Origin of the sequence: Isoptericola sp. NPDC060257, assembly GCF_042726645.1 — a bacterium.
Taxonomy (GTDB): Bacteria; Actinomycetota; Actinomycetes; order Actinomycetales; family Cellulomonadaceae; genus Isoptericola; species Isoptericola nanjingensis.
Genome location: NZ_JBHXAW010000098.1, coordinates 1 through 13,669 on the forward strand (window position 1 = coordinate 1; position 13,669 = coordinate 13,669).

At 74.3% G+C, this 13,669-nt stretch carries 10 protein-coding genes; 4 read left to right on the forward strand and 6 right to left on the reverse strand.

From position 1 onward, the window contains the following. Positions 1 to 46: 46 nt before the first annotated feature. From ACFWEK_RS10150 to ACFWEK_RS10175, 6 genes are all read right to left on the reverse strand, one after another. Entirely contained in the window at positions 47 to 346 is a 300-nt protein-coding gene (locus tag ACFWEK_RS10150; RefSeq protein ID WP_430553970.1) for a hypothetical protein, read from the reverse strand. After that, positions 343 to 1,623, reverse strand: a complete 1,281-nt coding sequence (locus tag ACFWEK_RS10155) for an anion permease (protein WP_430547598.1) — start codon at positions 1,621 to 1,623, stop codon at positions 343 to 345. Before ACFWEK_RS10155 ends, ACFWEK_RS10150 begins: the two co-directional genes overlap by 4 nt. Before the next feature lie 131 nt (positions 1,624 to 1,754). Continuing rightward, the gene (locus ACFWEK_RS10160; RefSeq protein ID WP_430553971.1) at positions 1,755 to 2,768 is read right to left on the reverse strand and encodes an NAD-dependent epimerase/dehydratase family protein; all 1,014 of its coding nucleotides are present in this window, start codon (positions 2,766 to 2,768) and stop codon (positions 1,755 to 1,757) included. After that, complete coding sequence (locus ACFWEK_RS10165; protein WP_430553972.1) at positions 2,765 to 5,407, reverse strand: alpha/beta fold hydrolase; 2,643 nt, start codon at positions 5,405 to 5,407, stop codon at positions 2,765 to 2,767. The genes ACFWEK_RS10160 and ACFWEK_RS10165 overlap by 4 nt, the downstream gene beginning before the upstream one ends. A 5-nt stretch (positions 5,408 to 5,412) precedes the next feature. Next, positions 5,413 to 6,435 carry a 3-oxoacyl-ACP synthase III gene (locus tag ACFWEK_RS10170; RefSeq protein WP_430547601.1) on the reverse strand — a complete coding sequence of 341 codons (1,023 nt, stop codon included), beginning with the start codon at positions 6,433 to 6,435 and terminating at the stop codon, positions 5,413 to 5,415. A gap of 185 nt (positions 6,436 to 6,620) precedes the next feature. Beyond that, positions 6,621 to 8,837 carry a S9 family peptidase gene (locus tag ACFWEK_RS10175; RefSeq protein WP_430553974.1) on the reverse strand — a complete coding sequence of 739 codons (2,217 nt, stop codon included), beginning with the start codon at positions 8,835 to 8,837 and terminating at the stop codon, positions 6,621 to 6,623. A gap of 239 nt (positions 8,838 to 9,076) precedes the next feature. On the opposite strand from ACFWEK_RS10175, the gene ACFWEK_RS10180 reads away from it, so the two are divergent. Genes ACFWEK_RS10180 through ACFWEK_RS10195 form a run of 4 tightly spaced genes read left to right on the forward strand, consistent with a single transcriptional unit; the run spans position 9,077 to position 13,406 of the window. Beyond that, positions 9,077 to 10,615: a branched-chain amino acid ABC transporter permease gene (locus tag ACFWEK_RS10180; RefSeq protein ID WP_430547602.1), complete on the forward strand. Its 1,539-nt coding sequence runs from the start codon at positions 9,077 to 9,079 to the stop codon at positions 10,613 to 10,615. A 13-nt stretch (positions 10,616 to 10,628) separates the two neighbouring features. Continuing rightward, positions 10,629 to 11,630 carry a branched-chain amino acid ABC transporter permease gene (locus tag ACFWEK_RS10185; protein WP_430547603.1) on the forward strand — a complete coding sequence of 334 codons (1,002 nt, stop codon included), beginning with the start codon at positions 10,629 to 10,631 and terminating at the stop codon, positions 11,628 to 11,630. Position 11,631: 1 nt separating this feature from the next. Then, entirely contained in the window at positions 11,632 to 12,630 is a 999-nt protein-coding gene (locus tag ACFWEK_RS10190; RefSeq protein WP_430553973.1) for an ABC transporter ATP-binding protein, read from the forward strand. After that, positions 12,627 to 13,406: an ABC transporter ATP-binding protein gene (locus tag ACFWEK_RS10195; protein ID WP_430547605.1), complete on the forward strand. Its 780-nt coding sequence runs from the start codon at positions 12,627 to 12,629 to the stop codon at positions 13,404 to 13,406. The genes ACFWEK_RS10190 and ACFWEK_RS10195 overlap by 4 nt, the downstream gene beginning before the upstream one ends. Positions 13,407 to 13,669 lie beyond the last annotated feature (263 nt).

Below are 13,669 nucleotides of genomic sequence, written 5' to 3' on the forward strand. Positions count from 1 at the left end.
ATCCGACCAGATGGCGCGACGGATCGCGTGCTCGAAGGTAGGTCGGTCAGTGGCCGCCGGAGACCAGGAAGACCAGCCCGAAGGCGATGGCCCCGACCACGACGCCCATGCAGGCGATGGCGCCCGCGAGGCGGGCCGGCGACGGGCGCGGGATGGCGACGGTGCGCGACGTCGGGGCGTCGTTCGCGTCGGACGACGACCGGGCGACCGGACCGCCCGGCGCGTCGGCCGACGTCGTGCCGGCCAGCAGCCGCAGCCCGAGCGCGAAGAGCGCAGGGATGCCGGCGCCGACGATCAGGCCGGCCACGAGGACCTGGCCGAGCGAGCCCCACTCGATGAAGTTCATGCTCCCACCTTCGGGTTGGACGGGGCGCTGACGGTGCCCACGGCACCGACGGCCGGCGCGACGGACGAGGCGGTGGCCACGGCGGGCACGGGCCCGACGCGCTCGCCGCCGGCCTCGCCGGTGGTGGCGGCGACGGACTCGACGGACGCGCCCTTCTCCTCGTCCCAGGCCTCGTTGACGTTGGTGTGGTCGACGGGCTTGCGCCGCGAGGCGACCCAGATCGCCGCGGACGTCACGACCAGCAGCACGAAGACGGCGATCGTGCCGGCGGCGCCGCCGATGGACGACTCCAGCCAGTGGCACAGCGCGCCGACCAGGCCGGCCGCGGGGAGGGTGACCATCCAGGCCACGAACATGCGGCCCGCGACGCTCCACCGGACCTTCGCGCCCGGCATGCCGACGCCCGACCCGAGCACGGAGCCCGTGGCGACGTGCGTCGTCGAGAGCGAGAAGCCGAAGTGGCTGGACAGCAGGATGACGGCGGCGGACGACGTCTCGGCGGCCATGCCCTGGCGGGTGTCGATCTCGACGAGGCCCTTGCCGAGGGTGCGGATGACCCGCCAGCCGCCCAGGTAGGTGCCGACCGCCATCGCGAGGGCGCAGGACAGGATGACCCAGAACGGGACGCCGGAGTCGGCCGGCACCGCGCCGCCCGCGATGAGCGCGAGCAGGATGATGCCCATCGACTTCTGCGCGTCGTTGGTGCCGTGCGCCAGGGAGACGAGCGACGCGGAGCCGATCTGGCCCCAGCGGAAGCCGCGGTTCGTCACGTCCTGCGGCACGCCGCGGGTCAGCCGGGCCACGAGCCACGTGCCGACGCCGGCCACCGCGATGGCGACCACGGGGGCGATGAGGGCGGGCACGAGCACCTTGGCGATCACGCCCTCCCACAGCACGCCCGACGTGCCGACGGCGGCGAGCACGGCGCCCACCATGCCGCCCACGAGGGCGTGCGAGGAGCTCGACGGGATGCCGAACAGCCAGGTGATGAGGTTCCAGACGATGCCGCCGACCAGGCCGGCGAGGACGACGGGCAGGGTGATGACCCCGGCGTCGACGATGCCCTTGGCGATCGTGGCGGCGACGGCGAGGGAGAGGAAGGCGCCGACGAGGTTGAGGACGGCGGACAGCGCGACGGCGGTCCGGGGCTTGAGGGCTCGGGTGGCGATGGAGGTGGCCATCGCGTTGCCCGTGTCGTGGAACCCGTTCGTGAAGTCGAAGGCGAGTGCGGTCACGACGACGAGCGCGAGCAGAAGCGTCTCGGTCACGGCACCCATCGTGGGGGGTGGACCTGAGCGTTTTCGACCGCCGGTGGGCCGTTCGGTGAACTGTTCCGGGACTGTTCACCTGTTGTTCATCTGGCAGCGGCGTGTCGTGCTCGCGCGTGGCGGACGGCGTCCGGGGGGAGCTACGGCAGGGGCGGCGCGGACGCCCCGTAGTGCGCCGCCAGGCGGCGCAGCCCCTCGTCGACGCTCACCGCCGGGACCCAGCGCAGGTCGCGGTGGGTGGCCCGCTGGTCGAACCAGTGCGCGGTGGACAGCTGCTCGGCGAGGAAGCGCGTCATCGGCGGCTCGTCGGCGCCGGGACGCACCCGCCACAGGGCCTCGACGAGGCCGCCGGCCGACCGTGCCAGGCCGGCGGGCACCCGCCACGCGGGCGGGCGGACGCCCGCGGCCCGGCAGATGCCGGACAGCAGGTCGGCGACGGTGCGCGGCTCGCCGTTTGTGAGCACGTACGCCCGCCCGCCGACGACGTCGGGCGCGTCGCCGAGGCGGTCGAGGGCGGCGAGGATGCCGTCCGCGGCGTTGTCCACGTAGAGCGTGTCGATCAGGGCCGCGCCGTGGCCCAGCAGCGGGAGACGTCCGTGGGCGGCGCGGTCGACGACGCGCTCCACGAGCTGCGTGTCCCCCGGCCCCCAGACGATGTGCGGCCGGACGGCGACGACCCGCGGCCCGCCGCCCCGGGCACCGCCGGCGTCGCGCCCCAGCGCGAGCACCTCGGCGGCGGCCTTGGTCCGCGCGTAGTCGCCGCGCGCCCCCTCGGGGTCGGCGGGGCTGGCCGGGGCGCCGACCAGGGACGTCCCCAGGTGCGCGACCGACGGCGACGACACCTGGACGAACCGGCGCACGCCCGCGCGCTCGGCGGCGTCCAGCAGGGTCCGCGTGCCGCCCACGTTCACCTCGTGGAACTCGGCGGCCGCCCCCGCGAGAGACACCTTGGCCGCGAGGTGCACGACGGCGTCGGCCCCCTCGACGGCCCGTGCGACGACCTCCGGGGCGGTGACGGAACCGAGCACGTCGGCCGCGCCGTCGACGCCGGACGGGCGCCGCTGCAGGGTCCGCACGTCGTCCCCTCGGGCCACGAGCGCCCGCGCCACCGCGCCGCCGAGCAGCCCGGACGCGCCGGTCACGAGCACCGTCACGGCTGCCCCACCCGTCCGCCGGTGAGCACCCCGTCCGCCCACCTCGCCAGCCGGGTGCGGTCGATCTTGGAGTTGTGCCGTACGTCGGTGGGCATGCGCGGCACGGCCAGCACGGCGGCCAGCGGCACCGGCGACGCGGCACGCGCGGCGGCGGCGAGGTCGTCCGGCGCGAGGCCGGGGCGGCGCGTGGTGTCGGTGGTCTCGACGACGGCGACCGCCTGGTGCACCCCCGCGGGCCCGACGCCGACGACGGCGGCGCGCCGCACCGCGGGCACCCGCTCCACGTGCTGCTCGGGGCCCACGGGCGCCAGCGGCCCGTCGGCGGTGCGCAGCACGTGCGCGAGGCGCCCCTCGATCCACAGGCGGCCCTGGTCGTCCAGGTGCCCGACGTCGCCCGTGCGGTGCCAGCGGCCCGGCGGGGTGTCGCGCTCGGCGGCGAGGTCGGTGAGCCAGAGGCGGTCGTAGCGCTCCTTGAGGTGCCCGGCGCGCACCAGCACCTCGCCCAGCACTCCGGGATCCGCGGACGGCGCGCCGGTCGCGTCGCCGTCCGCGTCGAGCGCGCTGACCAGCACCTCGCCGCCGCCGACGGGCCGGCCCACGCAGACGCCGGCGTCCGGCGCCGTGGCCGCGTCCCGGATCCCCTCGAGCGTGATGTCCGTGACGAGCAGGCACTCCGTCATCCCGTACGGGGTGTGCGGGGTCGCGGACGGCATGAGCGCCGCCGCCGAGCCCAGCAGCCCGGCCGAGATCGGCGCGCCCGTCGACAGGAAGGTCCGCACCCGGGCGAGGGCCGCCCGGTCGGCGTCGTCCAGGGCGTCGGCGGTGTCGACGACGTGGAGGATCGCCGCCGGGGAGAGGAAGACGATGCGCGCGTCGGACGCCGTCACCGCGTCGGCGACGGCGCGCGCGGTAAGCGTCGCGGGCGACGACACGTCCATCACCGGCGTCACCGACCGCGTACCGAGCGCCGGCCCCAGCAGGGCGAACGGCGCGAACCCGGTGACGAGGCCCGTGCCGGGCCCGACGTCGAAGTGCGCGGCGAGCGCGTCGCGCAGCGCCGACAGCTCGGCGTGCCGGTAGACGACGCCCTTCGCCGGGCCCGTCGAGCCCGACGTGAACAGCACGGCGGCCTCGTCGTCCGCCCCCGGCTCGGGCGGCAGCGGCTGCCCCTCGCCCGCCCGGGCGACGTCGACCAGCTCGTGCGTGACGCCGAGCGCCCGGCGCACCGCCGGGGCGAGCGGCTCGGCCGAGATCCGCACGCCGGGCCAGCCCAGCGCCCGCGCCGCGGCCAGGCCCTTGCGCTGCGCGACGACGAACCGCGGCCACGCGCCCCGCTGCGCCCGCGTCAGCCCGCGCACGCCCAGCCCGGCGTCGGCCACCACCACGACGGCGCCGATCCGCAGGCACGCGTACACGAGCGCCGTCAGCGTGGGGCCCGGCTCCACCAGCAGCGACACCCGGTCGCCCCGCCGCACGCCGATGCCGTGCAGCCCCGCAGCGATGCGCCGCACCTGCCGGTCCAGCGCACGCCAGCTCGCCGTGAACGGCCGCCCGTCCGCGCCCTGGGTCGTCATGTCCAGCACCGCAGGCGCGTCGTCGTCGGCCCGCGCGTCCAGCGCCGCCCACAGCGGCACGAACGGCGCGGCGGACTCGTCCGCCGGAGCGGACGGCGGGGTGTTGCTCGCGGCGGAGGGGCCGGTGAGCTCGGACACGAACCGCAGCACGGCCGGCGTCCAGTCCGCGTCCTCGGCGATCAGGTGCCCGGCGTCGGCGAACCGGTGCACGTGCGCGTGCGGCAGGCGGCGCACGAGGTCGTCGAGGTACCGGTCGGAGAAGACCGGGTCGTGCGGCCCCCACAGCAGGACGGCGGGCACGGTGAGGCGGGCGACGCCGGCGGCGATGCGGTCCAGCTCAGGCGCGCTGGGGTGGGCGGCGCCTGTGGGGATGTCGGCGACGAAGCCCTCGATGCCGTCGCGCTCGTCGGCGGCGAGGTAGGGCAGGCGGTAGGCCGCGGCGACGTCGGCGGCCAGCCGCGGGCGGGCCAGCGACAGCGTCGTCTCCAGGAACGCGCGGGTGGTGCGCGTGCCGAGGCGGTGCACGGGTCCGGCGAGGGCGAGGCGCAGCGGCGCGGGGACCGGCGCGTCGTCGGGCTGGTGCACGGCGGTGTTGAGCAGCGCGACGCCGGCGAGCAGGTCGGGGTGGTCGACGGCCCAGCCGAGCGAGACGACGCCGCCCCAGTCGTGGCCGAGCGTCACGACCGGCCCCGTCAGGCCGAGCGCGTCGGTGAACGCGCCGAGGTCGGCGACGCGGCGGGCGAGCGGCCGGTGCTCGCCGGTGCGCTGGGACAGGCCCATCTCGAGCTGGTCGACGGCGACGACGCGCCAGGCGGGCGCGCCGGCGTCGGCCGCGTCCAGCGCGTCGGCGACGAGCCGCCGCCACAGGTACGACCAGGTGGGGTTGCCGTGCACGGCGAGCACGGTGCCGACGGGCTCGTGCCCGCGCGCGGCCAGCTCGGGCCCGTTGTCGAGGTAGTGCCACGACGCGCCGCGCGCGTCGGTGAGCACGTGGCTGTGGCGCGGGTCGAGGCCGGGCAGGCCCGGGGGCGCGGTGTCGGCGGGGCGGGGGGTCGGGGCGGGCACGCCCGTCACCACGCGAGCTCCAGCATCGCCGTGTTGATGCCGGACCCGACGCCCATGAGGAGCACGCGGTCGCCGGCGCTCAGCGAGTCCTGCTGCTCCACGAGGGTGAGGGGCACGGATGCGGGCCCGACGTTCCCGTAGCGCTCGTACGTGGTGGGCACCTTGGCCCGGTCCAGGCCGACGGCCTCGACGATGGCGTCGGTGTGCACGCGCGACACCTGGTGGGTGACGTAGCGGTCCATGCGTGCCCAGTCCCAGTCGGCGACGGCGTCCTTCCAGGCGTCGACCACGAGCTCGAGGCCGCCCTCCAGCAGCGCCTTCGCGTCGGTGAACATGCCCTCGGTGCTGCCGACGCACAGGTCGTGGAACTGCGTCGCGGCGCGCGTGACGCCGCCGAGGACGCGGTGCCCCTCGGGGTGCTCGTCCGTGCGCCCCAGCACGGCCGCGGCGGAGCCGGAGCCGAGGGTGAGCGACGCGAACTCCTGCATGAAGTCGTCGCGGCTGCGGTCCTCCTGCAGGAGCCGCTCGATGGTGCGGTCGTGGATGACGTCGGCGTCCTCGCCGTCCACCACGACGGCGTACCGGACCTGGCCGGACTCGATCATCCCGGCGGCGAGGCTCATGCCGTTGATGAAGCCCAGGCAGGCGTTGGCGACGTCGAAGTTCACGGCCGACGACGGCAGCCCCAGCCCGTGGTGCAGCCGCACCGCGACGGACGGCTCGAGGTGGCGGCGCGTCACGGAGGTGTTGATGAGCAGGCCGACGTCGGCGGGGTCGACGCCCGCGACGGCGAGCGCCTCGCGCCCGGCGGCGACGGTCGCGTCGTCGACGTCCTCGTCGGCGGCCCAGGCGCGCCGCTCGCGCACGCCGGCGACGCGCTCCAGCAGCGTGGTGGGGAGCCGCAGTCGGCGCAGCGCGGGGGCGAGCCGCCGCTGCACGGCGGCCGAGGTCCGCACCCCGGCCGGGATCCTGCTGGTCACGGCCAGCAGGGAGACCCCTGCGAACCTGGTGGTGGCGTTTCCTGACACACGAGCTCCAGACGACCGGTCGTGCGCGAGCGCACGGAGCCGGCTCAGCGACGAGTTGGCGGGGTCGCGCGACCCCGGCCCCGCGACGTTACGACGTCCGGGGCGCGCCCGCCGTTCCAACCCCGCGATGTGGGATCGGCCACGCAGGGTTCACCCGCGGCGCGCACCGGTCGCGCAGACGTCACTCACGCCGCGCCGAGGACGTCCAGCGTCCACGCGTGCTCGAACGCGATCTCCTCCCAGCGCGCGTACCGCCCGGAGACACCGCCGTGCCCGGCGGACATCTCGATCTTGAGCAGCGCCGGGGCGCCGGCGGCCCGCAGCCGCGCGACCCACTTGGCGGGCTCCACGTACAGCACGCGGGTGTCGTGCAGCGACGTCGTCGCCAGCACCCGCGGGTACGCGGACGCGTCGTCGGGGACGTTCTCGTACGGCGCGTACCCCTTCATCCGGGCGTACACCTCGGGGTCGTGCAGGGGGTCGCCCCACTCGTCCCACTCGACGACGGTGAGCGGCAGGGTGGGGTCGAGCATCGAGGTGAGCGCGTCGACGAACGGCACGCCCGCGAGCACGCCGGCGAACAGGTCGGGCGCCAGGTTGAGCGCCGCGCCCACGGTGAGCCCGCCCGCGCTGGCGCCGTCGGCCACCATCCGCTCCGGCGACGTCCAGCCCGTCTCCACCAGGTGCCGCCCGCACGCGACGAGGTCGGTGAAGGTGTGCTCCTTGGCCGCGAGCTTGCCGTCGTCGTACCAGTGCCGGCCCAGCTCGCCGCCGCCGCGCACGTGGGCGACGGCGAAGACGACGCCGCGGTCCAGCAGGCTGAGGCGCGGGACGGAGAAGTACGGGTCGATGCTCGTCTCGTACGCGCCGTACGAGTACAGCAGCAGCGGTGCGGGCTCGGCGCGCGTGCCGGAGCCGTCGAGCGTCACCGCGTCGCGCCGCCACACCAGGCTGATCGGCACGCGCGTGCCGTCCTCGGCGGTCGCCCACTCGCGGTGCTGCGCGTAGTCGGCCGGGTCGTAACCGCCCAGCACGGGCTGCCGCTTGCGCACGTGCCGCTCCCCCGTGGCGAGGTCGACGTCCACCACCGTGGCGGGCGTGACGAACGACGTGTGCTGCACGCGCAGCAGCGGCTGCTCCCACGTGGGGTTCGCGTCGAGGGCCACCGAGAACAGCGGCTCGTCGACGTCGATCTCCCGCGCCGTCCACGACTGCTCCCCCGTCGTGCGCGCCAGGTCGACGACCGCGACCCGCGGCAGCGCCTCGCGCCGCAGGCTCAGCACCACGTGGCGCGCGAAGGCGTCCACGCCCTCGAGGCGCACGTCCGGGTCGTGGGGCACGACGACGCGCGCGGCCGCCGGGTCCAGGGCACCCGCGCCGTCGGCGCGCGCCGGCACGTCCGTCACGACCAGCTCGAAGTTCTCCGCGCCGTCGTTGTGCAGCACGAGGAGCGCGTCGCGACCCGCGCCGTCGCCGTCACCCAGCACGGCGTGCTCGACCGTGTACTCGACGTCGTCCCGCCGCTCCCAGACCACGCGGAACTCGCCCGTGGGGTCGTCCGCCTCCAGGACGCGCGCCTCGCTGGTCGTCTTGGACCCGGCCTCGATCACCAGGTAGCGGCGCGAGCGCGTGAGCCCGACGCCGATCCAGAACCGCTCGTCGGGCTCCTCCAGCACCAGCACGTCGTCCGACGCCGGCGTGCCGACCTCGTGCCGCCAGATCCGGTAGGGCCGCCACGCGTCGTCGACGGTGGGGTAGAAGACGTACCGGCCGTCGGGCGTGAGCACGGCGCCCGGGAACGTGCCCTCGACGACGTCGGGCAGGTCCGCGCCCGTCGTCAGGTCGCGCACGCGCAGCGTGAACCGCTCGTCGCCCTGGGTGTCGACGGCGTAGGCGAGCCGCGCGCCGTCCTCGGACACGTCGAACGAGCCGAGGGAGAAGAAGTCGTGCCCGTCGGCCGCGGCGTTCTGGTCGAGGAGCACCTGCTCGCCGGGCGGCACGGAGCCCGCCTCGACCTGCGGGGGCGCCCACTCCCCCGCGGCGGGCACGCGCGCGTGGATCGGGTACTGCCGGCCCTCCTCGGTGCGCGTGTAGTACCAGGACCCGCCCATCCGCACGGGCACCGACAGGTCGGACTCGAGCGTGCGCGCCTTGATCTCGTCGAAGACCGCCTGCCGCAGCGGCGCCAGGTGCGCCAGCTGCGCCTGGGTCCACGCGTTCTCCGCCTCCAGGTGCGCCAGCACCTCGGGCGAGGACTTGTCGCGCAGCCACTCGTAGTCGTCGACGAACTCGTCGCCGTGGTGCCGGCGGACGGTGGGGCGGCGCTCCGCGACGGGAGCGCGGTCGGGCGTGACGCCGGGGTCGGTGTCGGGCGTGGCGTCGAGGTCTGCGGGAGCGGTCAGGTCGTCGGGCACCCGGCCAGCCTAGGTCCGCGCGGCCGCCGCCCGGATTCCGCCCGCGCGATGCAGGACTGTGACCTAGATCTGTCATCTCCGTCACATCTGGCTCGCTACACTCGCGGCACGCTCGCGAAACGCCGCGGATACATGGGGCCTTTAGTGTCCCTGCATCGACGGGGTGAGCGGGCGGAACCCCGGGCTCGCCCCGGGGGAACGACATCGACACACGGAGGACCCGGCCGATGACGACGGACCGACCGACCAGGGCGATCGCGCTGCGCCGCACGGTGGCAGCGCTCGCGATCGCCCTCGCCCCTGCAGTGCTCGCCTCGCCACCAGCGCAGGCAGCCCCAGGAGCGGACGCGGCGCACACCAGCAGCGCCCCCACCAGCATCAGTACGGGTGCCACCAGCACCGGTACCGCGGGCACGAGGGCCGCGACCGCCGTCGCGACCGACTGCAAGCCCGACGACTCGACCGCCTGCGTCGCCGTCGTCGTCATGAACGACGCGGGCGACCGGATCGCCGACGCCGAGGTGACCATCACCGGTCCGGGCGGCTTCGACGAGACCGTCACCACCACGGCGGACGCCCCCGCGTCGGTGGCGGTGCCCGAGGTCGGCCGCTACACCCTCACGCTCGATCCCGCGTCCCTGCCGGCGGGCGAGCAGCTGCCGGACGGCGCGTCGACCGAGCTCCAGGTCACCGCCCAGACCGGCGGCACCGGACGGGCCGCGTTCCGGGTCGGGGGCGAGGCCGTGGCCTCCGAGAGCCCCAGCGCGGAGGCCACCACGACCGCACCGGGCGGCGACGAGGGCACCGACGCCGGGACCGGCACCACCACCGAGGGTGACGGCGTCGCGACGGCGCCGGAGGGCGACGCCTCCGAGCGGGCCTTCTCCTGGGGCCAGGTGTGGCAGCAGTTCGGCTCCGGCATCCGCTTCGGCCTGCTGCTCGCCCTCGCGTCCATCGGCCTCAACCTCGTCTTCGGCACCACCGGGATGTCGAACTTCGCCCACGGCGAGCAGTTCGCCCTCGGCGCCGCGCTCGGCTTCATCGCCATCAACCAGATGGGCATGTCGATCTGGGTCGGAGGCCTGCTGACCATCGCTATCTGCGCCCTCACGGGCGTCGCGCAGGACGCCGCCATCTGGCGGCCGCTGCGCCGCCGGGGCACCCCGGTGATGCAGCTGATGATCGTCTCGATCGGCTTGTCGATCACGCTGCAGTACGTGATCCAGCTCCTCATCGGCGGCGGGTCGGAGCGCATCCTGTCGGCCAACCCGCGGCCCCTGACGCTGCTGGGGATCACGCTCAGCACCACGTCGTGGATCTCGATGGCGGTGGCGCTGGTGTGCCTGATCGGCTTCGCGCTCTTCCTCACCCGCACCCGGCTGGGCCGGGCCACCCGCGCCGTGTCCGACAACCCGGCGTTGGCCTCGGCCACCGGCATCGACCCCGACAAGGTGGTCCGCGTCGTGTGGATCCTCGCCACCGCGTTCGCCGCGCTGGCCGGGCTGATGTGGGGCATCTCGTTCGGGTCGTTCAACTGGCAGCTCGGCGTGCAGCTCCTGCTGCTCATGTTCGCCGCCGTGACGCTCGGCGGCCTCGGCACCGCGTTCGGCGCCCTCGTCGGGTCGATCCTCATCGGCCTCGTGGTCGAGCTGTCCAACCTCGTGATCCAGAGCGACCTGCGGTACGCGTCGGCGCTCGTGATCCTCATCCTCGTGCTCCTGATCCGGCCGCAGGGCATCCTGGGCCGCCGCGAGCGGATCGGCTGAAGGGAGACCGACCATGGACGAGTTCCTCAGAATCCTCACCCAGTCGCTCGCCGAGCTCATCGCCCCGACGACGGCCGCGTACGCGCTCGCCGCCATCGGGCTCAACCTGCACTTCGGGTACACCGGGCTGCTCAACATGGGCCAGGCCGGCTTCATGCTGCTGGGCGCCTACGGCTTCGGCATCGCGACGATCGCGGGCGCGCCGTTCTTCCTCGCGCTGCTCGTCGCCCTGGTCGCGGGCCTGCTCTTCGCGCTGCTGCTCGGCATCCCGACGCTCCAGCTGCGCGGCGACTACCTGGCGATCGTCACCATCTCCGCCGCGGAGATCATCCGGTGGATCGGGCGGTCCACCTGGCTGCAGGAGTGGACCGGCGGGGCCTCCGGCCTCCAGGGCCGCAACTACAAGGGCACCTTCCAGGAGCTGTCACCCCTGCCCGACGGCCGTACCGTCATCGGGCCGCTCGAGTACATCAACACCGGGTCCGACTCCTGGTGGACGCGGATCTTCGCGTGGGGCGTCGTCGCCCTGGCCCTGCTGTTCGTCTGGCTCGTCACCCGTAGCCCCTGGGGCCGCGTGCTCAAGGGCATCCGCGAGGACGAGGACGCCGTGCGGGCACTCGGCAAGAACGTGTACTCGTACAAGCTGCAGTCGCTGGTGCTGGGCGGCATGCTCGGCGCCCTCGGGGGCGTCCTCTACGTGCTGCCGATCACCATCGCCCCCGACGCGATGGGCCGCACGATGACGTTCTTCGTGTGGACGGTGCTGCTGCTCGGCGGGGCCGCCACCGTCTTCGGTCCGGTGCTCGGCGCGATGATCTTCTTCGGCGCCTACATGTTCATGCGTACCGGGATGCGCGCCCTGTCGGAGAACACCGGGGTGGGGGACGTCATCAGCACCACCAACGTGGAGCAGATCGGCGGCATGCTGGTGGGTATCACGCTGATGCTCCTCGTGATCTTCAGGCCGCAGGGCATCCTCGGGAACAAGAAGGAGCTGGCCTTCAATGTCCGCTGACATGTCCGAAGAGACCACGTCCGGCCAGGCGCACGACGCCGCCGGACAGCCCGAGTCCGTCGTCGACGCCGCGGCCGCGGCCGCCGTCGCCCCCACCTCCGCCGTCGCCGCCGAGGCGCGCGACGACCTCGCGCAGGTCGAGCCCGTCGTCGGGGCGCCCAAGCCGGACGCCATCCTCGTGGCCGACGACGTCGTGCGCCGCTTCGGCGGCATGACGGCGGTCGACGTCGACCACCTGGAGGTGCAGCGCGGCGCCATCACCGCGCTCATCGGCCCCAACGGCGCCGGCAAGACGACGTTCTTCAACCTGCTCACCGGCTTCGACACGCCCGAGAGCGGGCGCTGGAGCTTCGAGGGGAAGTCGCTCGCCGGCAAGAGCGGGGCGCGCGTCGCCCAGTCGGGAATGGTCCGTACGTTCCAGCTCACGAAGGCTCTGTCGCGGCTCACGGTGCTGCAGAACATGCTGCTCGCGTCCCCGAAGAACCCCGGCGAGCGCTTCTGGCTCTCCTGGTTGCCGTTCACCTGGCAGGCGCACGAGAAGGAGGCCACCGAGAAGGCGATGGAGATCCTCGCCCGGTTCAAGCTCGACGCGAAGGCCGACGACTTCGCCGGGTCGCTGTCGGGCGGGCAGCGCAAGCTGCTCGAGATGGCGCGCGCCCTCATGACCGACCCGACGATGATCATGCTCGACGAGCCGATGGCGGGCGTGAACCCCGCCCTCGTGCAGTCCCTCCTGGGGCACGTGCAGGCGCTGCGCGACGAGGGCATGACGGTCCTGTTCGTGGAGCACGACATGCACGCCGTGCGGCACATCTCCGACTGGGTGGTGGTCATGGCGGAGGGCCGGATCGTGGCCGAGGGGCCGCCGGCGACGGTCATGCAGGACCAGGCCGTGGTCGACGCCTACCTGGGCGCCCACCACGACACCGACCTGGGCGACGACTCCCTGCTCGACCCCGAGATCCTGGCCCGCCTCGAGGCCGAGGAGGAGAAGCGATGAGCGACACCCTGACGACCGAGACCCACAAGGGCGGCGTCCCCGAGGGGAAGGAGCTCCTGCTGCGGGCCGACAACCTCGTCGCGGGCTACATCCCCGGGGTGCACATCCTCGACGGCTGCTCGATCGAGGTGGGCAAGGGCGAGCTGGTGGGGATCATCGGCCCCAACGGCGCCGGCAAGTCCACGCTGCTCAAGGCGCTGTTCGGGCTGGTCAAGATCCACTCGGGCACCGTCACCCTCGGGGGCGACGACATCACCGGCATGAAGGCCAACGCCCTCGTGGCGCGCGGCGTCGGGTTCGTGCCGCAGACCAACAACGTCTTCCCGTCGCTGTCGGTCGAGGAGAACATGCGGATGGGGGTGTACCTGCGCCCGAGGGTCTTCGACGAGCGCTGGTCGTTCATCCGCGACCTGTTCCCCGTGCTGCACGAGCGCCGCACCCAGCGGGCGGGCGCCATGTCCGGCGGCGAGCGCCAGATGGTGGCCATGGCCCGGGCGCTCATGATGAACCCGTCCGTGCTGCTGCTCGACGAGCCGTCGGCGGGCCTCTCCCCGGTGCGCCAGGACGAGACGTTCCTGCGCACCCGGATGATCAACAAGGCCGGCGTGTCGATCATCATGGTGGAGCAGAACGCCCGCCGCTGCCTGCAGATCTGCGACCGCGGCTACGTGCTCGACCAGGGCAAGGACGCGTACACCGGCACCGGGCGCGAGCTGCAGTCCGACCCGAAGGTCATCTCCCTGTACCTCGGTTCCCTCGCGGAGGACACGAAGTAGCCCGCCGAGGTAGTACCGGGACTGCCGAGGTAGTACGAGGCTCGGCGAAGTAGTACGCACGAGGCACGATGACGGCGGCCGCTCGGGTGAGCGGCCGAGCCGCTCGGCGACCTCGGCCGAGGCGCCCTCCTGCTCGCTGCGCGACTCCCAGGTGCCGCGCACCCCGCTCAGCGCCTGCTCCTGCCGGAACGGCGTGGAGCCGCCGGGGTCGCGGTACCCGGTGCGGGCGATCCGGCGCGGCTCGGGCCGCTCGCGCACGTACG